Annotated in this window: 24 protein-coding genes; 10 read left to right on the top strand and 14 right to left on the bottom strand. The window is 59.3% G+C overall.

Annotation, left to right across the window (positions count from 1 at the left end; all coding sequences use genetic code 11):
* Nucleotides 1-57 precede the first annotated feature (57 nt).
* The 4 genes from AAEZ10_RS17770 to AAEZ10_RS17755 all read right to left on the bottom strand — a co-directional run bounded on the left by AAEZ10_RS17770 (nucleotide 58) and on the right by AAEZ10_RS17755 (nucleotide 3,015).
* Nucleotides 58-360 (bottom strand): GIY-YIG nuclease family protein, encoded by a 303-nt coding sequence (locus AAEZ10_RS17770; RefSeq protein WP_122747666.1) that lies wholly within the window; start codon nucleotides 358-360, stop codon nucleotides 58-60.
* A 40-nt stretch (nucleotides 361-400) separates the two neighbouring features.
* Complete coding sequence (locus AAEZ10_RS17765; RefSeq protein WP_071174467.1) at nucleotides 401-871, bottom strand: nuclear transport factor 2 family protein; 471 nt, start codon at nucleotides 869-871, stop codon at nucleotides 401-403.
* Nucleotides 872-1,061: 190 nt separating this feature from the next.
* Nucleotides 1,062-2,366: a CynX/NimT family MFS transporter gene (locus AAEZ10_RS17760; protein WP_350570306.1), complete on the bottom strand. Its 1,305-nt coding sequence runs from the start codon at nucleotides 2,364-2,366 to the stop codon at nucleotides 1,062-1,064.
* Nucleotides 2,356-3,015 (bottom strand): FadR/GntR family transcriptional regulator, encoded by a 660-nt coding sequence (locus AAEZ10_RS17755; protein ID WP_350570304.1) that lies wholly within the window; start codon nucleotides 3,013-3,015, stop codon nucleotides 2,356-2,358. The genes AAEZ10_RS17760 and AAEZ10_RS17755 overlap by 11 nt, the downstream gene beginning before the upstream one ends.
* A gap of 166 nt (nucleotides 3,016-3,181) precedes the next feature.
* On the opposite strand from AAEZ10_RS17755, the gene AAEZ10_RS17750 reads away from it, so the two are divergent.
* Both AAEZ10_RS17750 and AAEZ10_RS17745 read left to right on the top strand, forming a co-directional pair.
* A complete protein-coding gene (locus AAEZ10_RS17750; protein ID WP_350570302.1) occupies nucleotides 3,182-3,493 on the top strand; it encodes a type II toxin-antitoxin system MqsR family toxin in 312 nt (103 codons plus the stop codon).
* Nucleotides 3,490-3,978, top strand: a complete 489-nt coding sequence (locus AAEZ10_RS17745) for a type II toxin-antitoxin system MqsA family antitoxin (protein WP_073473650.1) — start codon at nucleotides 3,490-3,492, stop codon at nucleotides 3,976-3,978. Before AAEZ10_RS17750 ends, AAEZ10_RS17745 begins: the two co-directional genes overlap by 4 nt.
* A 57-nt stretch (nucleotides 3,979-4,035) precedes the next feature.
* On the opposite strand, the gene AAEZ10_RS17740 is transcribed toward AAEZ10_RS17745, so the two are convergent.
* The 4 genes from AAEZ10_RS17740 to AAEZ10_RS17725 form a co-directional block, all read right to left on the bottom strand.
* Nucleotides 4,036-4,800: an amino acid ABC transporter ATP-binding protein gene (locus tag AAEZ10_RS17740; RefSeq protein ID WP_016771581.1), complete on the bottom strand. Its 765-nt coding sequence runs from the start codon at nucleotides 4,798-4,800 to the stop codon at nucleotides 4,036-4,038.
* Nucleotides 4,801-4,813: 13 nt separating this feature from the next.
* A complete protein-coding gene (locus AAEZ10_RS17735; protein WP_016771582.1) occupies nucleotides 4,814-5,908 on the bottom strand; it encodes an amino acid ABC transporter permease in 1,095 nt (364 codons plus the stop codon).
* 10 nt (nucleotides 5,909-5,918) lie between these two features.
* A complete protein-coding gene (locus AAEZ10_RS17730) occupies nucleotides 5,919-7,100 on the bottom strand; it encodes an amino acid ABC transporter permease (protein WP_071174462.1) in 1,182 nt (393 codons plus the stop codon).
* 66 nt (nucleotides 7,101-7,166) lie between these two features.
* Complete coding sequence (locus AAEZ10_RS17725; RefSeq protein WP_016771583.1) at nucleotides 7,167-8,198, bottom strand: amino acid ABC transporter substrate-binding protein; 1,032 nt, start codon at nucleotides 8,196-8,198, stop codon at nucleotides 7,167-7,169.
* A gap of 468 nt (nucleotides 8,199-8,666) precedes the next feature.
* Here AAEZ10_RS17725 and AAEZ10_RS17720 point away from each other — a divergent pair, with 468 nt between their 5' ends.
* The 5 genes from AAEZ10_RS17720 (at nucleotide 8,667) to AAEZ10_RS17700 (ending at nucleotide 13,948) form a co-directional block, all read left to right on the top strand.
* Nucleotides 8,667-9,323 carry an alpha/beta hydrolase gene (locus AAEZ10_RS17720; protein WP_350570298.1) on the top strand — a complete coding sequence of 219 codons (657 nt, stop codon included), beginning with the start codon at nucleotides 8,667-8,669 and terminating at the stop codon, nucleotides 9,321-9,323.
* A 96-nt stretch (nucleotides 9,324-9,419) separates the two neighbouring features.
* Nucleotides 9,420-10,898, top strand: a complete 1,479-nt coding sequence (gene rhlB, locus AAEZ10_RS17715) for an ATP-dependent RNA helicase RhlB (protein WP_016771585.1) — start codon at nucleotides 9,420-9,422, stop codon at nucleotides 10,896-10,898.
* A gap of 117 nt (nucleotides 10,899-11,015) precedes the next feature.
* Nucleotides 11,016-11,960, top strand: a complete 945-nt coding sequence (locus tag AAEZ10_RS17710; RefSeq protein ID WP_350570295.1) for an ornithine cyclodeaminase family protein — start codon at nucleotides 11,016-11,018, stop codon at nucleotides 11,958-11,960.
* Nucleotides 11,961-12,109: 149 nt separating this feature from the next.
* Entirely contained in the window at nucleotides 12,110-13,237 is a 1,128-nt protein-coding gene (locus tag AAEZ10_RS17705; protein WP_350570293.1) for an NAD(P)/FAD-dependent oxidoreductase, read from the top strand.
* An 84-nt stretch (nucleotides 13,238-13,321) separates the two neighbouring features.
* The gene (locus AAEZ10_RS17700) at nucleotides 13,322-13,948 is read left to right on the top strand and encodes a helix-turn-helix transcriptional regulator (protein ID WP_122610760.1); all 627 of its coding nucleotides are present in this window, start codon (nucleotides 13,322-13,324) and stop codon (nucleotides 13,946-13,948) included.
* Between the two features lie 101 nt (nucleotides 13,949-14,049).
* On the opposite strand, the gene aotJ is transcribed toward AAEZ10_RS17700, so the two are convergent.
* From aotJ to AAEZ10_RS17670, 6 genes are all read right to left on the bottom strand, one after another.
* Nucleotides 14,050-14,826, bottom strand: coding sequence for an L-arginine-binding protein AotJ (aotJ, locus tag AAEZ10_RS17695; protein WP_122508275.1), 777 nt, complete (start codon nucleotides 14,824-14,826; stop codon nucleotides 14,050-14,052).
* Between the two features lie 286 nt (nucleotides 14,827-15,112).
* Nucleotides 15,113-15,565 (bottom strand): molybdopterin synthase catalytic subunit MoaE, encoded by a 453-nt coding sequence (moaE, locus tag AAEZ10_RS17690; protein WP_016771590.1) that lies wholly within the window; start codon nucleotides 15,563-15,565, stop codon nucleotides 15,113-15,115.
* A 2-nt stretch (nucleotides 15,566-15,567) separates the two neighbouring features.
* Nucleotides 15,568-15,810, bottom strand: a complete 243-nt coding sequence (locus tag AAEZ10_RS17685) for a MoaD/ThiS family protein (protein WP_350570290.1) — start codon at nucleotides 15,808-15,810, stop codon at nucleotides 15,568-15,570.
* Entirely contained in the window at nucleotides 15,807-16,280 is a 474-nt protein-coding gene (gene moaC / locus AAEZ10_RS17680; RefSeq protein ID WP_008080206.1) for a cyclic pyranopterin monophosphate synthase MoaC, read from the bottom strand. The genes AAEZ10_RS17685 and moaC overlap by 4 nt, the downstream gene beginning before the upstream one ends.
* A 239-nt stretch (nucleotides 16,281-16,519) precedes the next feature.
* The gene (locus tag AAEZ10_RS17675; protein WP_024011685.1) at nucleotides 16,520-17,914 is read right to left on the bottom strand and encodes a PhoH family protein; all 1,395 of its coding nucleotides are present in this window, start codon (nucleotides 17,912-17,914) and stop codon (nucleotides 16,520-16,522) included.
* A 338-nt stretch (nucleotides 17,915-18,252) separates the two neighbouring features.
* Entirely contained in the window at nucleotides 18,253-19,329 is a 1,077-nt protein-coding gene (locus tag AAEZ10_RS17670; RefSeq protein ID WP_370593496.1) for a polysaccharide deacetylase family protein, read from the bottom strand.
* 364 nt (nucleotides 19,330-19,693) lie between these two features.
* Here AAEZ10_RS17670 and yaaA point away from each other — a divergent pair, with 364 nt between their 5' ends.
* The 3 genes from yaaA (at nucleotide 19,694) to alg8 (ending at nucleotide 24,179) form a co-directional block, all read left to right on the top strand.
* On the top strand, nucleotides 19,694-20,473 hold the full coding sequence (yaaA, locus tag AAEZ10_RS17665; RefSeq protein WP_016771594.1) for a peroxide stress protein YaaA: 780 nt from the start codon (nucleotides 19,694-19,696) through the stop codon (nucleotides 20,471-20,473).
* 808 nt (nucleotides 20,474-21,281) lie between these two features.
* Nucleotides 21,282-22,598 (top strand): nucleotide sugar dehydrogenase, encoded by a 1,317-nt coding sequence (locus AAEZ10_RS17660; protein ID WP_125927509.1) that lies wholly within the window; start codon nucleotides 21,282-21,284, stop codon nucleotides 22,596-22,598.
* 99 nt (nucleotides 22,599-22,697) lie between these two features.
* Nucleotides 22,698-24,179 (top strand): mannuronan synthase, encoded by a 1,482-nt coding sequence (gene alg8 / locus AAEZ10_RS17655; protein ID WP_162098720.1) that lies wholly within the window; start codon nucleotides 22,698-22,700, stop codon nucleotides 24,177-24,179.
* Nucleotides 24,180-24,191 lie beyond the last annotated feature (12 nt).

The raw sequence follows: 24,191 nt of genomic DNA, 5'->3' as shown, positions 1-24,191 counted from the left end.
CCCGCAGCTTAGCGTGCATTTGATTAGCAGCCTACAGATCTGCCTGATGGGAACCAATCAGTCAGATTGATAAGACGCCACCAAGCATTCCTTGGCGCTCTTGCGCAGCTTCTTGATCAGCCGTTCCTGGCGCAAAGCATCGCTTTTGTCGCGGCACAGTTCGGTGTAGACCAGCGCCATCGCCGGGCTGGAGAGAAAGAACCGCGCGCCCTTGCCGCTCTGGTGCTTGGCGAAACGCCGCACCGGGTCGTCGCTGATTCCGCAGTACAACGAGCCATTGGCGGCACGCACGAGGTAGACGAACCAGGATTTGCTCACTGGCTCGGCAGCATCGACGGATTGTTCGCTAGGACTGGTCACTTCGGGATCTGAACGTGTAGGAAAACAGGCGGCGATCTTATCAGCGCCCGGCCTGAAATGCCTTCAGTCCCTTGCGCGCCTGGGCGCGGACGGCGTTGCGCACCAGCGGCGTCCAGCCCAGCAGCAGGCCTTTGAAACCGAGCGCCTGGCGCGACCAGCGCCACAGATCGAAGTGGTCGTGGTGCTCACAGATCTTGCCGTCCCGGAACACGAATCGCGCCTGGATATCGTTGATGACGATGTTGCCGGTCTGGCTGAACAGGTAGGTCGCGACCCAGTGTGCTCCGCCGCTGCGTTCGTCGGCGCGGACGTTGTCGAAGGTCAGGGAGAAATCCTTGGCGCGGGTAGTGAGCATGCGCCACATGTCGCCGGCATCGCGCCCGCGCAACTCGCCGAAGGCCGGATCGCTGAAGACCACATCATCGGTGTAGCAGGCCGCCATGGCTTCGGCGTCAAGGCGCTGAAAGGCTTGGTAGAAGCGGGTGATCAGGGCGCTATGGGCTTCGCTCAAGGCAATCTCCAAAGAAAGATATACAGATTGCCAGCACCATAATCTGCCGCGCGCAGAAACACTATCGGCATTACGCAAAACCCTGGTGGGAGCGAGCCTGCTCGCGAAGGCAATTCAACATTCAACATCCATGTTGACTGAAACACCGCTTTCGCGAGCAGGCTCGCTCCCACATTTGCAGTCAGTGCATTCAGATCTTTTCGCTTTGCACCTGCACATACAGCGCCCGGCCGGCACCCAGCCCGGCGAGGATTGCACCGGCGCCGATAATGCCGAAAATCCAGCCCAGCGCATTCCAGCCGCCGGTCCAGTCATGGACCACACCCACGGCGAAAGGCCCCATGGACGCCAGGGTGTAGCCAAAACCCTGCGACATGCTCGACAGATTCGCCGCGACATGCGAATCACGCGAGCGCAGTACGATCAACGTCAACGCGAGACTGAAAGTCCCGCCCTGCCCCAGCCCCAGCAGAATCGCCCAACCCCACAGGCCTTCGATCGGTGCATAGAGGCAGCCGAACAACCCACCGAGGGTCAGCGCCATCACCACCACAATCGCCAGACGCTGATCCTTGCCCCGGGTCGCCAGCCACGGCGCGGCCAGCGAACTGGCCAGCTGAATGATCACCGAACCGGACAGCACCAATCCGGCCTGAGTCGGTGTAAGCCCGCGCCCGATGAGGATCGACGGCAACCAGCCAAACACGATGTAGGCCAGCGACGATTGCAGGCCCATGTACAAGGTCACCTGCCAGGCCAGCGGATCACGCAGCAAGCCGCGCACGCGATAGGCGACGTTGTGTGCGCCATGTTTGGAGCCGACTTGTGGCAGCCAGAAAACCGCCGCCACCAATGCCGGAATCACCCAGAAGCCCAGGCCCATCGCCCAGCTGTTGCCGAAGTGCTCACTCAGCGGCACGGTCGAACCCGCCGCCATCGCAGCGCCCAGGCACAGGGCCATGGTGTAGACGCCGGTCATGGTCCCGGCGTGTTTGGCGAAGTCGCGTTTGACGATGCCTGGCAGCAGCACGCCGACGATGCCGATGCTGGCGCCGCCAAGGACGCTGCCGGCGAACAGGCCGATCTCGCCGAAATTGCTGCGCAGGATGATGCCGCCGGCCAGTGTCAGCAGAATCCCCAGCACCACCCGCTCAGCACCGAAACGCCGCGCCAGAATCGGCGCCAGCGGTGCGAACAATCCCAGGCACAGCACCGGCAACGTGGTCAGCAATCCCGCCTGCGCCGCAGTCAGCCCGAGGCTTCTGGAGACCTCGCTGAGCAACGGCGCCATGCTCGACAACGCCGGGCGCAGGTTCAGCGCCACCAGAATCAACCCGAGCAGCAGCAACCATGGACGTTTCACCAACGGATGGCTTTGCTGCACCTGCTCGTCATCAGCCTCGGCATCGATCAGCAGCTCTTCAAGTTCGCGGGTGCGCTTCGACGCTGTGGATAACTCACTGCGGGACATGGTTTTCTCGGTTTCAAGGTTCATTGATCAACTGCCTCGACAAGGTTTTTGCCCGTTCCGGGTCGCGTTGCTCGACCGCATCGAGCAAGTCGATGTGCAGATCGAACACTTCCTGACGGCGCGGGGAGATATTCAGGGTCTGGCGCAATTGCGCGCCGACGATGCTGGAGAAGTAGCGATACAACTCGCTGAGGGTGGGGTTGTGCGCAGCATCGACCAGTCGGCGATGGAACACCAGATCGCAGGCGATATAGGTGTCGAGATCGCCGTGGTAATGGCTGCCGCTGGTGCCGAGCGCTTCACGCAGCGCCGCCAGATCCTCATCGGTACGACGCAACGCCGCCAGGCCGATGGCCTCGACTTCAAGGATGTGCCGGGTCTCCCGGGCCTGCTCCAGCGAACAACGCGATAGCGCTTTAAGTGTGTCGAGCGGGTCGACCAGCGCACGAAGATAACTGCCGTCGCCCTGGCGAATTTCGATCAATCCCGAGAACGCCAGAACACGCATCGCCTCACGCACCGTGTTGCGGCTGATACCCAGCTCGGCGCACAGCTCAGGCTCGGTCGGCAGCCGCTCGCCGACCTGCCACGCACCGCTGTTGATGCGCTGACGCAGTTGATCCAATGCCTGATCGACCAGGGATCGCTTGATCAAAGGGGAAATTTCAGACATGAGCCTCGCCTTTTCATCCAATCATAGGATGAATTTTCCGACATGTTAGTCAGACCCATGTAGGACGGCAACCACCTAGGGTCAATCGGAGACACATGGAGCGGCATTTTCGATTGGTCAAAATTACCCTTTAAGGGTAATTTCAGGGACAGGGTTTTGGCTTCTTATGGAAAAGAACACATCCCATTACGACTTGGCAGTCGTGAAGGCCGAAGTAATCAGACGAGGCAAAGAAGCCTTTACACGTTATGCACTTGAGACAGGCCGGGACATGGGCATGTCCTGGAAAGTGATGATGCAGGTTGTGGCAACGCTTGAGCGGCGGATGCTCTACAAATCCATGACCTCTTATTCCAACCATCGGAACTGGCACGACGTCTATCACGTATCGTTTCGAAATCGGGAGATCTACATCAAAGTGACCTACTGCACCAGCGGTGGTTCTCCGGTGATCTCCTTCAAGGAGAAAAACACATGAGCAAGAGGCAATGCCTGAGTTGCGGCACCGAACACGCAATGCACCACTTTCAAGATCGCAGTCTCGACGTCAATTACAAACAGTTTTCGCGGCCCGTACACCTTCTCGCCGGCTGGGAGTGCAGGGTCTGTGGCGAAATCATTTTTGACAGTGGTACCGACAGTGCCGAGCGCTACGTAGATGCCGGCGATCAATTACTCGAAGACGTACTTGGGCTGATCGGTACCGAAATGAAGCGTATTCGCCGAAAGCTCCATCTCACTCAAAGAAGTGCGGTGAAGTGGCTGTCAGGAGGTGGGCATAATGCGTTTTCACGATATGAACGCGGCGAACTGGCTCCGCCGCAGCCGTTGTTCACACTGATGCGGCTTCTGGATCGTCATCCCGAACTGCTAGAGGAAATTCAGGCACTTCACACAGACGACGGTCTCAAACAGCTTCTTGAAACTCGTTACCCGGAGCGGGAATCTGTTCTGGCCAGATGAGCCCAGATAAAACAAACCCGGAACTGAGTCCGGGTTTGTTTCAGTGCCTGACGGGCATCAATGCAAAATCTGACTCAAGAACAACTTCGTCCGATCATTCTGCGGATTGTCGAAGAAATCGTTCGGCGCGGCCTGCTCAACGATTTCGCCCTTGTCCATGAAGATCACGCGGTTGGCCACGGTGCGGGCAAAGCCCATTTCGTGGGTCACGCAGAGCATGGTCATACCGTCTTCGGCCAGACCGATCATGGTGTCCAGAACCTCTTTCACCATTTCCGGATCAAGCGCTGAAGTCGGTTCGTCGAACAGCATGATTTTCGGCTTCATGCACAAGGCGCGGGCGATCGCCACACGCTGTTGCTGACCGCCGGACAGTTGCCCCGGATACTTGTGCGCCTGCTCCGGAATGCGTACGCGCTCCAGGTAATGCATGGCGATTTCTTCGGCCTTGCGCTTGGGCATCTTGCGCACCCACATCGGCGCCAGGGTGCAGTTCTGCAGAATGGTCAGGTGCGGGAACAGGTTGAAGTGCTGGAACACCATGCCGACTTCGCGACGGATCGCTTCGATCTGCTTGAGGTCGTTGGTCAGTTCCACGCCATCGACGACGATGCGCCCCTGCTGGTGTTCTTCCAGACGATTCAGGCAACGAATCGTGGTCGATTTACCGGAACCCGACGGGCCGCACAGGACGATGCGCTCGCCCTGTTTGACGTTGAGGTTGATGTCCTTGAGTACGTGAAACTGGCCGTACCACTTGTTCACGCCCTGCATCTGGATAATGCCTTCCGGACCCACAGGCTTTTTGATTGCTTCGCTCATTTACAGAGAACTCCTAACGCTTGTGGCCAGTGTCGAGCTTGCGTTCCAGATGCATGGAATAGCGCGACATACCAAAACAGAAAATCCAGAACACCAGGGCGGCGAACACGTAGCCTTCGGTGGCCATGCCCAGCCATTTCGGGTCGGCGGCGGCTTGCTTGACGCTGTTGAGCAGGTCAAACAGACCGATGATGATCACCAGGCTGGTGTCCTTGAACAGCGCAATGAACGTGTTGACGATGCCCGGGATCACCAGCTTCAGGGCTTGCGGCAGAATCACCAGGCCCATCGAACGCCAGTAACCGAGGCCCATCGCTGCAGCCGCTTCGTACTGCCCTTTGGGAATCGCTTGCAGACCACCGCGCACCACTTCGGCGACGTAGGCCGACTGGAACAGGATCACGCCGATCAGCGCCCGCAGCAGCTTGTCGAAGTTCATGCCTTCAGGCAGGAACAGCGGCAGCATTACCGACGACATGAACAGCACCGTGATCAACGGCACGCCGCGCCAGAACTCGATGAAGGTCACGCAGACCACACGAATCGCCGGCATGTTCGAACGTCGCCCCAGCGCCAGTACGATGCCCAGCGGCAATGCTCCGGCGATGCCGACGGTGGCGATCACCAGGGTCAGCATCAGGCCGCCCCACTGGCTGGTCGGCACGGTGGTCATTCCGAAACCGCCATGCAGCAAAGTGAAGGCAATGATCGGGTACAGCACCAGGAAGCTCAGGCCGTACACCGCTTTACGCGGCACGCGCGAGATGAACAGCGGTGCTGCGCCAATGACCGCCAGCCACACGGTCAGGTCGACGCGCCAGCGCAGTTCGGTCGGATAATAGCCGTACATGAACTGGCCGAAGCGCTGCTGAATGAACACCCAGCAGGCGCCTTCCTTGGTGCAGTCGGCGCGGGTGGTGCCGACCCAGTTGGCATCGACGATCGCCCAGCTGAGGATCGGTGGCACGACCAGGTAGATCAGGTAGAACGCAAACAGCGTCAGCAGGGTGTTGAGCCAGCTGGAGAACATGTTTGCGCGCATCCACGCCACCACGCCGATGCTGCTGTTCGGTGGAGGCATGTCGGGTTTGAAAGTATGAGTACTCATGCGCTTTTCCTTACCGCTCGATCAGCGCAATGCGCTTGTTGTACCAGTTCATCAGCAGGGAAATGCTGATACTGATCGCCAGGTACACGCTCATGGTGATGGCAATCACTTCGATAGCCTGCCCGGTCTGGTTGAGCACGGTGCCGGCGAACAGCGAAACCATTTCCGGGTAACCGATACCGGCGGCCAGCGAGGAGTTCTTCGCAAGGTTCAGGTATTGGCTGGTCAGCGGCGGAATGATCACGCGCAGGGCTTGCGGGATGATCACTTTGCGCAGGGTCGGGCCGTTGCGCAGGCCAAGCGAACGCGCCGCTTCGGTCTGGCCGTGGCTGACCGACTTGATCCCGGAACGCACGATTTCGGCGATGAACGCTGCGGTGTACACGGTGAGCGCCAGGGTCAACGCCAGCAGTTCCGGGATCAACACCCAGCCGCCGACAAAGTTGAAGCCCTTGAGCTCGGGCATTTCCCAGTGCAGCGGAGCGCCGAAGATCAGCGCGCACAGGGTCGGGATCACCAGCGCAATTGCCAGGCCGGTCCAGAACTTGTGGAACGGTACGCCGGTTTCTTCGAAGCGCTTGTTGGCCCAGCGGCACATCAGCACGATGCCGACAATGGCCAGGACGATGCTGATCACGAACGCCCAGAAACCGTCGGCAGCGAGTGCGGCCGGCATGTTCAGGCCACGGCTGCTGACGAAGAAGGTGTCGCCGAAGTTGTGGCTGTTGCGCGGCCCCGGCATGGTCAGGAACACCGCGAAGTACCAGAACAGGATCTGCAGCAGCGGCGGAATGTTGCGGAATACTTCCACATACACCGTCGCCAGTTTGGCGATGATCCAGTTCTGCGACAGCCGCGCCACGCCGACGATGAAACCGAGAATCGTCGCCAGGATCACGCCGATAAAGGTCACCAACAAGGTGTTGAGCAGGCCGATGACAAACACCCGCGCGTAACTGTCCGCTTCGGTGTAGTCGATCAGGGTTTGAGCGATGCCGAATCCGGCACTGCGCTCCAGAAAGCTGAAGCCGGAGGTGATGCCCCGGTGCTGAAGGTTGGTTTGCGTATTGTCGAACAGGTACCAGCCAAGCGAGACCACCGCCACAACGGTGATGATCTGGAATAGCCACGCACGCACTCGTGGATCGCTGAGGCTGAGCCTCTGCTTTGGTGCGCCGATTGAATTTTGCATGAAGTGCCCCGGAAGAAATGGAACAAGAACATCACCCGGCGGTTGGCCCGCCGGGCGATAGAACCATTAGCGCACTGGTGGTGCGTACTGAATGCCGCCGTTGTTCCACAGGGCGTTCAGGCCACGGTCGATTTCCAGCGGAGTGCTCTTGCCGAGGTTTTTCTCGAAGATTTCGCCGTAGTTGCCGACTTGCTTGACGATCTGCACAACCCAGTCTTTCGGCAGTTTCAGGTCTTTGCCGTACTCGCCGTCAGCGCCGAGCATACGGGCTACGTCCGGGTTCTTGGTGGACTTGGCTTCAGCTTCGACGTTCTTCGAAGTGATGCCGGCTTCTTCGGCATTGAGCAGCGCGTAGCCGACCCAACGCACGATCGCCAGCCACTCGTCGTCGCCGTTACGTACGACCGGGCCCAATGGTTCTTTGGAAATGGTTTCCGGCAGCACCACGTAGTCCTTCGGCGAGGCCAGCTTGCTGCGCTGGGCGAACAGCTGGGACTTGTCGGAGGTCAGCACGTCGCAACGACCGGATTCCAGCGACTTGGCGCTTTCATCGGAGGTGTCGAAGGTGATCGGGGTGTATTTCAGACCGTTGCCACGGAAGTAGTCGGAAACGTTCAGTTCGGTGGTGGTACCGGCCTGGATGCAGATGGTCGCGCCGTCGAGCTCTTTGGCACTTTTCACGCCCAGCTTGTTGTTCACCAGGAAGCCGATGCCGTCGTAGTAGGTGATGAAGCCCGGGAATTTCAGGCCCATGCCCGCGTCACGGGAACTGGTCATGGTGGTGTTGCGCGACAGGATGTCGATCTCGCCGGATTGCAGCGCGGTGAAGCGCTCCTTGGCGTTCAACTGGCTGAACTTGACCTTGTTGGCGTCGCCGAAAACGGCTGCCGCCACAGCGCGGCAGACGTCAGCATCGATGCCGAGGATCTTGCCGGTCGCATCCGGTACCGAGAAGCCCGGCAGACCGTCGCTCACGCCACACTGCACGAAACCTTTTTTCTGTACCGCATCCAGGGTTGCACCCGCCTGAGCGAACCCGCTGACGCCGAGTACTGCTGCAGCAGTCACGACCGCCAGAGTGGATTTCAACATCTTCATTCAAACCTCCAGTTTTGCTCTTGTTGTGTCGGAGCTTGAGTCCTGTCGCACCCTTTTGAGGCGTTGTTGACCCGTGTTGGCTTTTTTTGGGGTCAACCGACGTAAGACCTTCGCTATGAGTCTAGTAGGAGAAAATCCACATCATGGATCACTCACTTCTCACCAATCGGCCGAACGGGCTGTAGCCCTTTCACGTTCGCTAAGCCCGTAGCGGCCATTGGCGAACATCCATCACCGGATTCGTTGCTATCCCATCGCGCGACTGACACTGATAGTGTTACCGCCGCGCAACGGATGCTTCGTACGCAAAGCTCCATAGCAAACGCCGTACCACACCGCTTGCGAAAGTGATTGCGCGACACGTCAATAGCTAAACTTGTAACCTTGCGACATCTTGTTAACGGATCAACCGGGCGCGCACTTCAATCACGCACTCATTGTGAGCGCCCGCACATTTTTGGAGCAGACATGACCGAGCCCTTGATTCTTCAGCCTGTTAAGCCCGCAGACGCCTGCGTGATCTGGCTGCACGGCCTCGGCGCCGACCGTTACGACTTCCTGCCGGTAGCCGAGGCATTGCAGGAAAGTCTGTTGAGCACGCGCTTTGTGCTGCCGCAGGCCCCGACCCGTCCAGTGACGATAAATGGCGGATATGCCATGCCCAGCTGGTACGACATCAAGGCCATGAGCCCGGCCCGGGCGATCGATCGCGACGAACTGGAGGCGTCGGCAGAGCGCATCATCGAGCTGATCGAAAACGAGCGCGCCAGCGGAATAGACGCCTCGCGGATTTTTCTTGCCGGGTTTTCCCAGGGCGGCGCAGTGGTGCTGCACACCGCATTCCTTAAATGGCAGGGACCGTTGGCCGGGGTGCTGGCGCTGTCGACGTACGCACCGACATTCAGCGACGAACTGGAGTTATCCGCCAGTCAGCAGCGTATTCCGGTGCTGTGTCTGCACGGGCAGTTCGATGGCGTGGTGCAGAACTCGATGGGGCGCACTGCCTATGAGCATTTGGTGAAGCATGGTGTCACCGTGACATGGCAGGAATACCCAATGGAGCACGAAGTGTTACCTGAAGAGATCCGCGACGTCGGCGTCTGGCTGAGCGAACGCCTGCGCTGATTTGCGAGCAATGCCCGCCCATTGATCCCTCCTACTACGCCGCGCCCGATTCTTGCATTACACTGGCCGGCGTACATTCCTTAACCAACTGATGAGATGACCGTGCTCAAAGCACTCAAGAAGATGTTCGGTAAAAGCGAGGCTGAGCAGCTCGCGCCAGTTCCCAGTGCGCCGTCGCACGCCCCCGGTCATCGCACCGATGCCCCGCAGGCCGACCGCCCCGCTCCCGCAGCCGCACCGAAGCCAGAAGAAATACCCGCTGCGCCAGCGCCAATTGCCGTAGAGCCTGCACCCAGCGAAGCGCCGAAACCGGCCAGGCCACGTCGCGAACCGAAGCCCAAGGCACCGGTCATTCCATGGAAACTCGAAGACTTCGTCGTCGAGCCGCAGGAAGGCAAAACCCGCTTTCACGATTTCAAGCTTGCTCCGGAACTGATGCACGCCATCCAGGACCTGGGCTTTCCGTACTGCACGCCGATCCAGGCGCAGGTGCTGGGTTTCACCCTCGCCGGCAAAGACGCCATTGGCCGCGCGCAGACCGGCACCGGCAAGACCGCCGCGTTCCTGATCTCGATCATCACCCAGTTGCTGCAGACTCCGCCGCCGAAAGAGCGCTACATGGGCGAACCGCGCGCGCTGATCATCGCGCCGACCCGTGAGCTGGTGGTGCAGATCGCCAAGGACGCCGCTGACCTGACCAAGTACACCGGCCTCAACGTCATGACCTTCGTCGGTGGCATGGACTTCGACAAACAGCTCAAGCACCTCGAAGCACGTCATTGCGACATCCTCGTCGCCACGCCGGGCCGCCTGCTCGACTTCAACCAGCGCGGCGACGTGCATCTGGACATGGTTGAAGTAATGGTCCTGGACGAAGCCGACCGCATGCTCGACATGGGTTTCATCCCACAGGTACGGCAGATCATTCGCCAGACCCCGCCGAAGTCCGAACGCCAGACTTTGCTGTTCTCCGCAACCTTCACCGAAGACGTGATGAATCTGGCCAAGCAATGGACCACCGACCCGGCCATCGTCGAAATCGAAATCACCAACGTCGCCAACGAGAACGTCGAGCAGCACATCTACGCCGTGGCCGCTGCCGACAAATACAAACTGCTCTATAACCTGGTCAACGACAACGGTTGGGAGCGGGTCATCGTGTTTGCCAACCGCAAGGACGAAGTACGCCGCATCGAAGAGCGCCTGGTGCGTGACGGCATCAACGCTGCGCAGCTGTCCGGCGACGTACCGCAGCACAAGCGCATCAAGACTCTGGAAGGTTTCCGCGAAGGCAAGATTCGCGTGCTGGTGGCCACCGATGTTGCCGGTCGCGGCATTCACATCGACGGCATCAGCCACGTGATCAACTTCACCCTGCCGGAAGTGCCGGACGACTACGTGCACCGTATCGGCCGTACCGGTCGCGCCGGCGCTGACGGTGTGTCGATCAGCTTCGCTGGCGAGGACGACTCCTATCAGTTGCCGTCCATCGAAGAAAAACTCGGTCGCAAGATCAGCTGCGAAACGCCGCCGACGCATCTGCTGCGCGCAGTTGAGCGCAAGCGCCCGCAGTAAGCGTCACGAAATGAAAAAGCGCAGCCGGAAACGGACTGCGCTTTTTTTATGCCCGATGGTTGCTCGCCAGAACTAAAAGTCCATAATGGAAAAATAAGTTTAGTTTCGGAGCGCGAAATGTCCAGTACGCCTTATGTGATCGATCAAGCCCAGGCCCATGAGCTATTGGCGCGTATCGATGTTCCGCAAATCCTGCGCAAGCTGTTCCGGGATCTGGCGGCCGGTAACGCCGTGCAGCCGGCGCAGCAATGGGTCGAGTTCCCCAAGGGCGCAGGCGACTTCATCAATTATCTGGGCGTGCTGGCTGAGGACGGCGTATACGGAGTGAAGACTTCGCCGTACATCGTCCGTGAGCAGGGTGCGCTGGTGACGGCATGGACATTGTTGATGTCGATGAAAACCGGCCAACCGCTGCTGCTCTGTGATGCCGGCGAACTGACCACCGCGCGCACCGCCGCGACCACGGCAGTGGCGGTCGACGCCCTCGCCCCGTTGGACGCCCAGCGACTGGCAATCATCGGCAGCGGCAAGGTAGCTCAGGCGCATCTGCATTATGCCAAGGCGCTGCGCGACTGGCAGAGCATCAGCCTGTATTCGCCATCGCTGCTGGAAGATGTGGAAACACAGACTGTGTTGAAGTCCATCGCGCCGTCACTGAAGATTGCCGACAGCCGCGAGACCGCCCTCTCCAATGCTGACGTGATCATGCTCTGCACCTCGTCTGCCGGGCCGGTGATCGATCCGGCGCAACTGCACAAACCGGCGCTGATCACCTCGATCAGCACCAACGCCCCGCGCGCCCATGAAGTACCGCCGCAAAGCCTCAACGACATGCAGGTGTTCTGCGACTATCGTCAGACCACGCCGGGTTCGGCAGGTGAGATGCTGATTGCCGCCGAACAGCATGGCTGGAGCAAGGATTCGATTGTTGGCGACCTCGCCGACTTGCTCAGCGAAAAAGTGCAGCGCCCGGGTTACGACCGCCACGTGTTTTTCCGTTCAATCGGCTTGGGCCTGGAAGACATCGCCCTCGCCAATGCGGTTTATCACTTAACCCACTAACGCCAAAAATCCCCTGTGGGAGCGAGCCTGCTCGCGAATGCGGACTGACATTCACCGAAGATGTCGACTGATACACCGCTTCGCGAGCAGGCTCGCTCCCACAAGGGACTAGCGAACGCCTTGATATTGCGTACCCACTGGAGACCTACATGAGCCACGCAGATTTCATCATCATCGGCGGCGGGATTGCCGGCGCTTCTACCGGGTTCTGGCTGGCGCCGCACGGCAAAGTGATCGTGCTCGAGCGTGAAACCCATCCCGGCTATCACTCCACCGGTCGCTCCGCCGCGCTGTACACCGCCGCCTACGGCACCGCACAGGTCCGCGCACTGACTCAGGCCAGCCGCGCGTTTTTCGACAGCCCTCCGAGCGGCTTCTGCGAGCACCCGCTGCTGACCCCGCGCGGCGAAATGACCGTCGACTTCATCGGAGATCCCGCCGAACTGAACAACCAATACCTCAGCGCCAAAGCCACGGTGCCGCAGATGCAACTGCTCAGCGCCGACGAAGCCTGCGCGCGCCTGCCGATCCTGCGCCGGGACAAAGTCCACGGCGCGATCTACGACCCATCGGCCTGCGACATCGACACCGACGCGCTGCATCAAGGCTACCTGCGCGGCATTCGGCGCAATCACGGCGAAGTCCGCACCGATTGCGAGGTGCTTGGCTTGAGCCGCGATGCCGATGGCCTGTGGATCGTGCAGACCAACGGCGAGACATTCAGCGCACCGGTGCTCATCAACGCCGCCGGTGCCTGGGCCGACAAGATCGCTACCCTGGCCGGAGCGCAGCCGCTGGGGCTGCAACCGAAGCGCCGCGCCGCATTTATCTTTGCCGGCCCGGAAGGCGTGGACACTCATCACTGGCCAATGCTGGTCAGCCTCGACGAATCCTTCTACATGAAGCCCGACGCCGGCATGTTTCTCGGCTCGCCGGCCAACGCCGATCCGGTCGAACCGCACGACGTGCAGCCGGAAGAACTCGACATCGCCATGGGCATCTATCAGATCGAAGAGGCCACCACGCTGACCATCCGCCGCCCGACCCGCACGTGGGCAGGCCTGCGCAGTTTCGTTGCTGACGGTGATTTGCTCAGCGGCTTCGATCCGCAGGTGCCGGGGCTGTTCTGGGTCGCCGCGCAGGGTGGCTACGGCATCCAGACGTCGCCGGCGATGGGCCAAGCCAGTGCGGCGCTGGTGCGCGGCGAGCCATTCCCTGAGCACCTGCATCAATTCGGTCTGGACAGCGCCATGCTCTCCCCGGCCCGACTGGCTTGATCGCATCGACTCGTCGAAAAGATTGCGGCACACTCGCAGCGCCCCGGCACAAGGGGCGCTGACGCTGCCTGGAGCTCCACTGTCATGACTGCCCCCGAATTCGACCCGGCGCTGGATAACTTCCGCGCCATCGCCGACGCCATCGCCACGCTGTTCTTTCCCCATGCCGAGGTGGTGCTGCACGACCTGCGCACGCAGAAGGTCGACTACATCGCCAACAACCTGTCCAAGCGCGAGATCGGCGACGACTCGTCGCTGGAAGACATGCTCAGCGAGGATGTCAGCGACAGGAACATCGGCCCGTACGAAAAGCTCAACTGGGATGGCCAGAAAATTCGCAGCCTGAGTACCGTGCTGCGTGACAGCGAAGGTCGTCCGCTGGCGGTGCTGTGCATCAATCTGAATATTTCCCTGTTCGAGAACGCCAAGGCGGCGCTGGATCTGTTTCTCTCGCCGAGCAAGCTGATTCCGCAGCCGGACTCGCTGTTCCGTGATGACTGGCAGGAGCGCATCAACACCTTCCTCCACGCCTGGCTGCGCGAGCGGCAGTTGAGCCTGAATCTGCTGACCCGTGACCACAAACGCGAACTGGTGCTGGCGCTGCACGCCGAGGGCGCGTTCAAGGGCAAGAGCGCCTCGAACTACGTGGCCAATGTGCTGAACATGGGGCGGGCGACGGTGTACAAGCATTTGAAGGAATTGAAGGGCTGAAGATTTGCATCGCTAGCGCTGGCCTCTTCGCGAGCAGGCTCGCTCCCACATTTGGAATGCGTTACCCCTGTGGGAGCGAGCCTGCTCGCGAAAGCGCTTGATCAATCGCCGTAGATATCGGTCTTGAAATACTTCTCGGAAATCTTCTGGTACTCGCCATTCGCGCGAATCCCGTCGATGGCGCTGTTCAACTGGCTGACCAGCTCAGCATTGCCCTTGCGCACGGCAATCCCCGCACCCTCGCCCACATACTTCGGATCCTTCAGCTCTGGCCCGACAAACGCATAACCCTTGCCGCGCGGCATCGACAGAAAGTCGTTAAGCGGAATGGTATCGGCGAAAATCGCATCAAGGCGCCCCGCCGCCAGGTCCATGTAGATTTCTTCGTTGTTGCTGTAGCGCTTGACGTTGATGCCCTTGGGTTCGAACACCTCGGTGGCATAACGATCGGTGGTGGTCGCGCGCTGCACGCCGACGTTCTTGCCTTTGAGGCTGGCGTACTGATCATCGACGGTAGCGCCTTCCTTCATGACCAGACGCGAAGAAGTGAAATAGTACTTGTGGCTGAAATCCACCGACTTCTTGCGATCTTCGTTGATGGTCATCGACGACAGCGCCATGTCGATCTTCTTCACTTTCAGCGAAGGAATCAGCCCGTCGAACTCACCTTCAACCCACACGCACTTGACCTTCATCTGCGCACACAGGGCATTGCCGATGTCGTAGTCGAAACCGACGATTTCACCTTTATCGGTTTTCGAAGCGAACGGCGGATAGGCCGCTTCGATGCCGATGCGCAAGGTTTTCTCGGCGGCAAAGGTGCTGGTAAAAGCCAGCAAGCTGAAGGCAAGGCCGGTGATGAGGGGGAGTTTCTTCATTGTTCATTCTCTCGCGGGTTGTTGTTGGTTTGGCAAGATGAAGAAGAGCAGCTGCTAGCGGGGAGCTACGAGCGGCAGGATTGAAGCTTTTTTTGTACCTGGAAATCCATATTGGACTTATAGGTACAAACCGTCAATCCGCGAGAAGAGAGTGTCTGCGAGGTTTTTGCCGTTACAGATGGCCCCTTCGCGAGCAAGCTCGCTCCCACATTGGATTTGTGAACGACACAGATCCAATGTGGGAGCGAGCTTGCTCGCGAAGGCGTACTGAGGGGCGCTACAGGAATTACTTTTTCCAGCGATCAGCGGCGGCATGATCACTGTCACGCCCTTCGACCCAACGTGGTCCATCGCTGGTGTTTTCTTTCTTCCAGAACGGCGCGCGGGTTTTCAGGTAGTCCATGACGAAGGCGCAGGCATCGAATGCGGCCTGGCGGTGGGCGCTGGCGGCGCCGACGAAGACGATCGGTTCGCCCGGCTCCAGCGCGCCGATGCGGTGCAGCACTTCCAGTTTCAACAGCGGCCAGCGCTGCTCGGCTTCGACGGCGATCTTGCCGAGGGCTTTTTCGGTCATGCCCGGATAATGCTCGAGGAACATCCCGGCCACGTCGAGACCGTCGTTGAAGTCGCGCACGTAACCGACAAAGCTCACCACCGCGCCAACGCCGACATTGGCCGCGTGCATCGCATTGACTTCAGCGCCCGGATCGAACGGCGTGGCCTGCACGCGAATCGCCATGCTCAGCCTCCGGTCACGGTGGGGAAAAACGCCACTTCGTCGCCATCGACCACCGGCTCGTCGAGCTGGCAGAGGTCTTCGTTACGTGCGCACATCAGGTTCTGCTCGCTCAGCACTTCGGCGCCATCACGTTGCGCCAACAGTGTGCGAACGTCATCGACGGTGGCGAAATCGCCTTCAACCGCAACCGAATCCACGCCCAGCGCTTCACGGTAGCGGGCAAAAAACTTCACGGTCAGTTTCATGGCTGCTCCGCCTGGAAGTGGCCGCTCTTGCCGCCGACTTTCTCCAGCAGACGCACGCTTTCGATGGTCATGCCACGGTCGACGGCTTTGCACATGTCGTAAATGGTCAGGGCAGCGACACTGGCGGCGGTCAGCGCTTCCATCTCGACACCGGTCTGCCCGGACAACTTGCAGCGCGCGACGATACGCACGCTGTCCTCACCCTCGGCGCTGAGTTCGACTTTGACGCCAGTCAGCATCAGCGGATGGCACAGGGGAATCAGATCGCTGGTTTTCTTCGCCGCCTGAATCCCGGCAATGCGCGCCACGGCGAACACATCGCCCTTGGGGTGGCCGCCGCTGACGATCATCTGCAGGGTTTCAGGGAGCATGCGCACCAGCGCTTGAGCGGTCGCTTCACGGAACGTCACGGCTTTTTCAGTGACGTCGACCATGTTGGCGCGACCTTGGGAATCGAGATGAGTCAGCACGGGATTACTCCTGATCAGGAGCGTGGATTGTAAACCTGTGGGTCAGATATCCGCATCACTGATTATGAAATCACCGTTGCCCCCTGTGGGAGCGAGCCTGCTCGCGAAAGCGGATTCAGATTCACCATAGATGTCGACTGATACATCGCATTCGCGAGCAGGCTCGCTCCCACAGGAGACATGCATTTATCCATAAAAAAACCGGGCGGCTTTAAGGGCCGCCCGGTTTGGGTGAAGGGTTACAGATGCGATTCGGCGTATTCGGCCAGGATCGAGCGAGGCACCCCTTGCAGGGTGATGTGCACACCGTTGGGGAAATCCTTGAAGCGTTCGGTCAGGTAGGTCAGCCCGGAGCTGGTCGCGGACAGGTAAGGGGTGTCGATCTGCGCCAGGTTGCCCAGGCACACCACTTTGGAACCGGCGCCGGCACGGGTGATGATGGTTTTCATCTGGTGCGGCGTGAGGTTCTGGCATTCGTCGATCAGGATCAGGCTTTGCTGGAAGCTGCGACCGCGAATGTAGTTGAGCGATTTGAACTGCAACGGCACTTTGCTGAGGATGTAGTCGACGCTGCCATGGGTGTTTTCGTCATCCATGTGCAAGGCTTCGAGGTTGTCGGTGATGGCGCCCAGCCAAGGCTCCATTTTTTCCGCTTCGGTGCCGGGCAGGAAGCCGATTTCCTGGTCCAGGCCCTGCACGCTGCGGGTGGCGATGATGCGGCGATAACGTTTGCTGACCATGGTCTGCTCGATCGCAGCGGCCAGCGCCAGAATGGTTTTACCGGAACCGGCGGCGCCGGACAGGTTGACCAGATGAATGTCCGGGTCAAGCAACGCATACAGCGCCAGACTCTGATAGATGTCGCGCGGCTTCAGGCCCCAGGCCTCCTGATGCAGCAGCGGTTCCTGATGCAGGTCGAGGATCAGCAGGCGGTCTTCCTGGATTTCCTTGATCCAGCCGACAAAGCCCTGCTCGTCGATGATGAACTCGTTGATGTGCACGGCCGGCAGGTTGTCGATCAGTTGCACCTGATGCCAGGTGCGGCCGTGGTCCTGACGGGTTTCGACCTTGCTCACGCGGTCCCAGAAGGAGCCGGTCATGTTGTGGTAGCCGTTGGGCAGCAGGGACACGTCATCGACCAACTGGTCGGTGCTGTAGTCCTCGGCGTCGATGCCACAGGCGCGCGCCTTGAGGCGCATGTTGATGTCTTTGGTGACCAGCACCACCGGTTTCTGCGGATCGCGGGTGTGCAGATCAATCAGTTGGTTGATGATTTTGTTGTCGTTCAGGTGCTCGGGAAGAATCAGATTCGACTCGGCCTGCTTGCTCATCAGAATTGACAGCAAGCCCTTTGGCCCGCCCTTGCCGCGCTGGATCGGCACACCGAGTTCGACGTCCTCGGGGGACGCATCGCCCAGGGTCTTGTCGATCAGGCGGATCGCCTGACGGCATTCGGCGGCCACGCTGTGATGGCCGCTCTTGAGCTTGTCCAGCTCTTCCAGCACGGTCATCGGGATGGCGACGTGGTGTTCTTCGAAATTCAGCAGGGCATTTGGATCGTGAATCAATACGTTGGTATCGAGTACATACAGGATTGGCTGGTTGGAGGAAGGGCTGCGTCCGTGATCATCCATACTCGGTCACCTTTGTGGGAGCCATTCGACGCAATACCTTGACAGTGCTGCGCCTCGAGGTGACTGCCGAATTCATCCACGAGGGCCTGGATGAACTGCACACAATAGGAGTCTGGGAAGACGCCACCTGTGTTGCAGGTTTCGGCGGTCTGTCTTCGTAATACTCCAAAACCGATGACATAAAAAAGCACTTTGACGGTTTTTTTAAGTTTATTTTGCAGAGTGACGAAAAGCCCTTGGCGGACTCCCCGTACCCCGCTAAAGTCGGAAGTCCGCCTGCATCGAATTCCTCCTGAAAATTACCCCAAGCCCAATGTTTCCGGGCTTTTTGTCGTTTCTCAACGAAACGCGTCCTGACAGTCTTCCCAACCGATGCCGCTCTGCGCAGTCTGGGTGATCAGCCACGGCAAGGACGTCTTCACCGCATCCTGTTTCATGTTGAAATTGATCACCCCGTGCCGCCACAACAGCATCAGGGTCAGCACCCGCTGCGCGCTGGCCGGGCCTTTGAGTTTGCCGGCACCGTCCTGGGCATCGATGTCCCACAGTGCCACTTGCAGGCCCTGGCTATTGAAAAAACCCTGCGCGTCACTGCGGCGCTGGCCATCCGGCGGCCGGAATAGCGGCACGTAGTTTTCCGGCAGTTTGTTCTTCACCAGATCGGCGCTGCGTCGCACCGAATCCTGCCAGTCCTGCCAATGGCTGTGGGAGCGGAACTCCCAGCCCTGCACGCCCACGCACTGCCGGGAGAAACTCGCCTGCAGACTGCTGACCGAACGGCCGGTGAGTCGCGCCTGAATATCCTTGCCCAAGACAAAGAATGTCCCGCTCAGATTGGACTTGCGCAGGTATTCGGTCAGCCAGTCGGTGTTGTCCGGTTGCACGTTGGCGGCGCTGTCGAACGTCAGCAGAAACAGCCGGTCGTGCATGTCGTCGCCGTTGCGCTCGTAGTCGCCGAAACGATCGAATTCATTACTGGTTTGCGGCGACAGCGCGGCCTTGCGCATCAGCTCGTCGAGGTACTGCAGATGGAAGATCCGGCTCGGCTCGGCCCATTTGGTGTAGTAACTGTCGTCGCTGACGACGAACTTGGCCGCCTGCTCGCGCAGGGTCGGCAGGTCTTCGACGAGGAAGCAGAACGAGGCGTCCTGATCGCAGCTTTGCTGGGCGTGGTTGTAGTTGGCGAGCAAGCGCTGCCAGAGGCGCTGGCGCAGCTGATTGACCGCATCGATATTGACCGTGCGCAGGCCCAGGCGCTGGGCCAGTGCCGCCTCGTCGATGGACTCGGTGCCGAGCAGGCCGCGAGCGAACATGAGAATTTCCGCCCGCGACGCGACGTCGAACAGCGTCGGATTGCTGAGCTGTTCCGGCCAGGTCGTGCGATCCAGCGTCGCCGCGTCGCCGGGCGCCGCCATGGCGCCGAAGCTCAGCAGCCACGCGGTGAATATAAGAACAATGCGCAAAGGGATGTCTCCATAACAAAACCCGCGCGGCACTATAGCTGATCCTGTCCTGTTCCCCCTCAGCCACGGATGATCGTTCCCACGCTCTGCGTGGTAACGCCTCCCCGGACGCTCCGCGTCCGACGACTGTGACGCAGAGCGTCACGGGCTGCATTCCCACGCGGAGCGTGGGAACGATCATGTAAATCCGCTTTCGCGAGCAGGCTCGCTCCCACAAGGGGTTTGAGTTAAGCCGTCGATCACCTATGGGCTTGATAGCTGGAGTCAACCCGGACAACCCCCTAGAATCGCCCCCACGATCAAAGGAGACGACTTCATGCTGATGGTGATTTCCCCCGCCAAGACCCTCGACTACGAAACACCGCCGGCGACCCAGCGCTTTACCCAGCCGCAGTACCTCGACCATTCCCAGGAATTGATCCAGCAGCTGCGCGAGCTGAGTCCGGCGCAGATCAGCGAGTTGATGCACGTGTCCGACAAGATCGGTGGCCTCAATGCCGCGCGTTTCGGCAGTTGGACGCCGGCCTTCACCCCGGAAAACGCCAAACAGGCGCTGCTCGCCTTCAAGGGCGATGTGTACACCGGCCTGGATGCGCAGTCCTTCAGCGAGGCGCAATTCGATTACGCGCAAAAACACCTGCGCATGCTCTCCGGCCTTTATGGCCTGCTGCGGCCGCTGGACCTGATGCAACCCTATCGCCTGGAAATGGGCACCAAACTGGCCAACGCCCGTGGCAAGGATCTGTATGCGTTCTGGGGCACGCGCATCAGCGAGTGGCTGAACGAAGCGCTGGCCGAGCAAGGCGATGACGTACTGCTCAACCTTGCATCCAACGAATACTTTTCTGCGGTCAAGCGCAGCGCGTTGAAGGCGCGGATCATCAACACCGAGTTCAAGGATCAGAAGAACGGCCAGTACAAGATCATCAGTTTCTACGCGAAAAAAGCGCGCGGCCTGATGAGCCGTTTTGTGATCCAGGAACGGATCAACGACCCGGCTCAGCTCAAGCAATTCGATGTGCAGGGTTATCGCTACAGCGCCGAGCAATCGAAACCCGACAATCTGGTGTTTTTGCGCGACCACGCCCCGGAATAAAGCATGCCCTTTGCACGACTCTTTTCCTCAAGAGTCGTGCAGTCCGCCCGAAGTCAAAATCCCCTCGCGACATATCGCCAATTTCATGGCGCCAATAAAACCACACTCTATTTTTTAATTTTAGTTTCACTCGACACTGAAGTTTTTTTTCAGTAGTGGCACTTAAATTTTTCACCCGTAGTGGCACAAAACTATCGACCCCGGTTTCGCCCCGATAACTAAAGGGCGAAATCGTTAGTGCTATCAATTTGCACCCAGTGCCATCTTCATCAATATTTCAAAAAATTTCGGCTGGCACGATGAGCGGGCTGGAACTATGTCCAAATGCGTTGCTCATACCACCGGTAACGATTCTCGCCGAGTTTGTACGAGATAACTTACGCAGAGCTGATAGCCATGTAACCAAGTTGTCACAGCAACTTGCCTGAGTGACTAACGAGTCTCAAAACAATCGAAGGACAGGAGATACGCACCATTAATATCCCCTACAAAGGCCAAGGCCGCGCCCCTATAAACGTGCTCGCCTGAGCACCTAACTGCTTGATTTACCGGCTCCCTACCGGACGTCGAGCAGGCTACACGACTGCACTAGAGTCTTCCCGCACGGAAGATCGGCTGCATAACAGGGCAAGTCATAACAACAAGGCCTAGTTGCGCACATCTTGAGTGCACTTATTAGACACTCGGAACTTTGTATGCCTGCACACGGCATTGTGGCGCCTGTAAGCCGCACTTCCGAGTGCACTAGTGACCGCTGAACACCATTAACTCCGGCCTCTAAGGCCTGATATATACAGAGGTAATTGCGATGCGCATCAGCATATTTGGTTTGGGTTACGTTGGCGCAGTATGTGCCGGTTGCCTGTCTGCACGGGGCCATGACGTAGTTGGCGTCGATGTTGCCAAAGACAAGATCGACATGATTAACGCCGGCAAATCGCCGATTGTAGAACCGGGCTTGGGCGAACTGCTGCAACAGGGAGTCCAGACCGCTCGTCTGCGCGGTACGACCAATTTCGCCGAGGCGATTCGTGATACCGACCTGTCGATGATCTGCGTCGGCACGCCAAGCAAAAAGAACGGCGACCTGGAACTGAACTACATCGAGGCCGTGTGCCGCGAGATCGGTTTTGTCCTGCGTGAAAAAACCACCCGTCACACCATCGTCGTGCGCAGCACCGTGTTGCCAGGCACCGTGGCCAACGTGGTCATCCCGATTCTGGAAGACTGCTCGGGCAAGAAGGCTGGCGTCGATTTTGGCGTAGCGGTCAACCCGGAATTCCTCCGCGAATCCACCGCCATTGCCGACTACGATCACCCACCGATGACCGTCATCGGCGAGTTCGATACCGCGTCGGGCGACGTTCTGCAATCGCTGTACGAAGAACTCGACGCACCGATCATCCGCAAGGACATCGCCGTTGCCGAGATGATCAAGTACACCTGCAACGTCTGGCACGCGACCAAAGTGACCTTCGCCAACGAGATCGGCAACATCGCCAAAGCCGTCGGCGTCGATGGTCGTGAAGTGATGGACGTAGTCTGCCAGGACAAGACCCTGAACCTGTCCCAGTACTACATGCGCCCGGGCTTCGCCTTCGGCGGTTCGTGCCTGCCCAAAGACGTGCGTGCGCTGACCTACCGCGCCGGTTCCCTGGACGTCGAAGCACCGCTGCTCAACTCGCTGATGCGCAGTAACGAATCGCAAGTGCAGAACGCTTTCGACATCGTTGAAAGCCATGAAAAACGCAAAGTCGCCCTGCTCGGTCTGAGCTTCAAGGCCGGCACCGACGACCTGCGCGAAAGCCCGCTGGTCGAACTGGCGGAAATGCTGATCGGCAAGGGTTACGACCTGAGCATCTACGACAGCAACGTCGAATACGCCCGTGTCCACGGTGCGAACAAGGACTACATCGAATCGAAGATTCCGCACGTATCGTCCCTGCTCAACTCCGACTTCGACTCGGTGATCGACAACTCCGACGTGATCATCCTCGGCAACCGCGACGAGAAATTCCGTTCGCTGGCCCAGGAAGCGCCGCACGGCAAGCAAGTCATCGACCTGGTGGGCTTCATGTCCAAGCCCACCAGCGCCGGTAGCCGCACCGAAGGCATTTGCTGGTAACGCAGCCCCAAGCGACAAGCGTCGAGCTGCAAGTCAACGCGATTGGCTTGCAGCTTGAAGCTTGCAACTTGCAGCTTCCCTTACCTTCGGATGACGGTTATGACCAAGCTCAAACATTTTTTTCTGCAATCAGCCGGCTGGCTTTTTTATCTCAGTCTGCTGATGGGCCTGGCCTTGATGCTGCCCACGTCCACATTCGACTCCGAGTCGAAGGACTTCATTTTCCTGATTGGCGCCGTGGGTATCTGGCGCTACTCGATGGGTGCAACGCACTTTGTGCGCGGCATGATTTTTCTCTACATCGTTTACCCGCACTTGCGTCGCAAAGTCCGCAAGCTGGGTAAAGCGGCCGATCCGTCGCATGTGTTTCTGATGGTCACCAGCTTTCGTATTGACGCGCTGACCACCGCGCAGGTCTACAGCTCGGTGATCCGCGAAGCCATCGACTGCGAACTGCCGACCACCATTGTCTGCTCGATCGTGGAAATGTCCGACGAGCTGCTGGTCAAGGCGCTGTGGGCACGGATGAATCCGCCGGAGCGAGTCAAGCTCGACTTCGTGCGTATTCCCGGTACCGGCAAGCGCGATGGTCTGGCCTTCGGTTTCCGCGCGATCTCCCGCCACCTGCCGGACGACCGTGCCGTGGTGGCCGTGATCGACGGCGACACCGTGCTAGGCGAAGGCGTCGTGCGCAAGACCGTGCCGTGGTTCCAGCTGTTCGGCAATGTCGGCGGCCTGACCACCAACGAGTTCTGCGAAGTGCGCGGCGGCTACATCATGAGCGAATGGCACAAGCTGCGTTTCGCCCAGCGCCACATCAACATGTGCTCGATGGCCCTGTCCAAGCGCGTACTGACCATGACCGGTCGGATGTCGGTGTTCAAAGCCTCCGTGGTGACCAATCCGGAGTTCATCGCCGACGTTGAAAGCGACTCGCTGCAACACTGGCGTCTGGGCCGCTTCAAGTTCCTGACCGGTGACGACAAGTCGAGCTGGTTCAGCCTGATGCGCCTGGGTTACGACACCTTCTACGTGCCGGACGCCGCGATCAACACCGTTGAACATCCGCCGGAAAAGAGCTTCATCAAGGCCAGCCGCAAGCTGATGTTCCGCTGGTACGGCAACAACCTGCGCCAGAACTCCCGTGCACTGGGTCTGGGTATCCGCCGCCTCGGCGCGTTCACCTCGGTGGTGCTGTTCGACCAGCGCGTGTCGATGTGGACTTCGCTGCTCGGCCTGACCGTCGCACTGATCGCCAGCTTCAAGTACGGCACCGCGTTCATTCTCGTGTACCTGCTGTGGATCGGCATCACCCGCCTGATCCTGACGCTGTTGCTGTCGTGTTCCGGCCACCGCATCGGCCCTGCTTACCCGGCGATTCTGTATTACAACCAGATCGTTGGCGCCCTGGTGAAGATCTACGTGTTCTTCCGCCTCGACCAACAATCCTGGACTCGCCAGCCCACATCCCTGACCCGTGATCTCGCCAGCTTTCAACGTTGGTTCAACACCTGGTCGTCTCGGACCATGACCTTCTCCGCCGGCAGCATTTTTGTCGCCGTGCTGCTGATGATGGTCTGACCCGCTCCTATT

It is taken from the genome of Pseudomonas sp. H26/SER47-MNA-CIBAN-0231 (genome assembly GCF_040310465.1).
In the GTDB taxonomy this organism is placed as follows: Bacteria; Pseudomonadota; Gammaproteobacteria; order Pseudomonadales; family Pseudomonadaceae; genus Aquipseudomonas; species Aquipseudomonas atacamensis.
The sequence above is the reverse complement of the archived record's forward strand: the minus strand, read 5'-3'. Positions and strand labels throughout refer to the sequence as shown.

Excerpts from the sequence above, each read along its gene's own strand:
- AAEZ10_RS17725 (WP_016771583.1), bottom strand. The coding sequence starts at position 8,198 with ATGAAGATGTTGAAATCCACTCTGGCGGTCGTGACTGCTGCAGCAGTA.
- AAEZ10_RS17740 (WP_016771581.1), bottom strand. The coding sequence starts at position 4,800 with ATGAGCGAAGCAATCAAAAAGCCTGTGGGTCCGGAAGGCATTATCCAG.
- AAEZ10_RS17660 (WP_125927509.1), top strand. The coding sequence starts at position 21,282 with ATGCGCATCAGCATATTTGGTTTGGGTTACGTTGGCGCAGTATGTGCC.
- AAEZ10_RS17745 (WP_073473650.1), top strand. The coding sequence starts at position 3,490 with ATGAGCAAGAGGCAATGCCTGAGTTGCGGCACCGAACACGCAATGCAC.
- AAEZ10_RS17675 (WP_024011685.1), bottom strand. The coding sequence starts at position 17,914 with ATGGATGATCACGGACGCAGCCCTTCCTCCAACCAGCCAATCCTGTAT.
- yaaA (WP_016771594.1), top strand. The coding sequence starts at position 19,694 with ATGCTGATGGTGATTTCCCCCGCCAAGACCCTCGACTACGAAACACCG.
- AAEZ10_RS17705 (WP_350570293.1), top strand. The coding sequence starts at position 12,110 with ATGAGCCACGCAGATTTCATCATCATCGGCGGCGGGATTGCCGGCGCT.
- AAEZ10_RS17700 (WP_122610760.1), top strand. The coding sequence starts at position 13,322 with ATGACTGCCCCCGAATTCGACCCGGCGCTGGATAACTTCCGCGCCATC.
- moaE (WP_016771590.1), bottom strand. The coding sequence starts at position 15,565 with ATGGCGATTCGCGTGCAGGCCACGCCGTTCGATCCGGGCGCTGAAGTC.
- AAEZ10_RS17755 (WP_350570304.1), bottom strand. The coding sequence starts at position 3,015 with ATGTCTGAAATTTCCCCTTTGATCAAGCGATCCCTGGTCGATCAGGCA.
- AAEZ10_RS17730 (WP_071174462.1), bottom strand. The coding sequence starts at position 7,100 with ATGCAAAATTCAATCGGCGCACCAAAGCAGAGGCTCAGCCTCAGCGAT.
- rhlB (WP_016771585.1), top strand. The coding sequence starts at position 9,420 with ATGACCGTGCTCAAAGCACTCAAGAAGATGTTCGGTAAAAGCGAGGCT.
- AAEZ10_RS17720 (WP_350570298.1), top strand. The coding sequence starts at position 8,667 with ATGACCGAGCCCTTGATTCTTCAGCCTGTTAAGCCCGCAGACGCCTGC.
- aotJ (WP_122508275.1), bottom strand. The coding sequence starts at position 14,826 with ATGAAGAAACTCCCCCTCATCACCGGCCTTGCCTTCAGCTTGCTGGCT.
- AAEZ10_RS17685 (WP_350570290.1), bottom strand. The coding sequence starts at position 15,810 with ATGAAACTGACCGTGAAGTTTTTTGCCCGCTACCGTGAAGCGCTGGGC.
- AAEZ10_RS17760 (WP_350570306.1), bottom strand. The coding sequence starts at position 2,366 with ATGAACCTTGAAACCGAGAAAACCATGTCCCGCAGTGAGTTATCCACA.
- AAEZ10_RS17710 (WP_350570295.1), top strand. The coding sequence starts at position 11,016 with ATGTCCAGTACGCCTTATGTGATCGATCAAGCCCAGGCCCATGAGCTA.
- AAEZ10_RS17735 (WP_016771582.1), bottom strand. The coding sequence starts at position 5,908 with ATGAGTACTCATACTTTCAAACCCGACATGCCTCCACCGAACAGCAGC.
- alg8 (WP_162098720.1), top strand. The coding sequence starts at position 22,698 with ATGACCAAGCTCAAACATTTTTTTCTGCAATCAGCCGGCTGGCTTTTT.
- AAEZ10_RS17750 (WP_350570302.1), top strand. The coding sequence starts at position 3,182 with ATGGAAAAGAACACATCCCATTACGACTTGGCAGTCGTGAAGGCCGAA.
- AAEZ10_RS17670 (WP_370593496.1), bottom strand. The coding sequence starts at position 19,329 with ATGGCGGCGCCCGGCGACGCGGCGACGCTGGATCGCACGACCTGGCCG.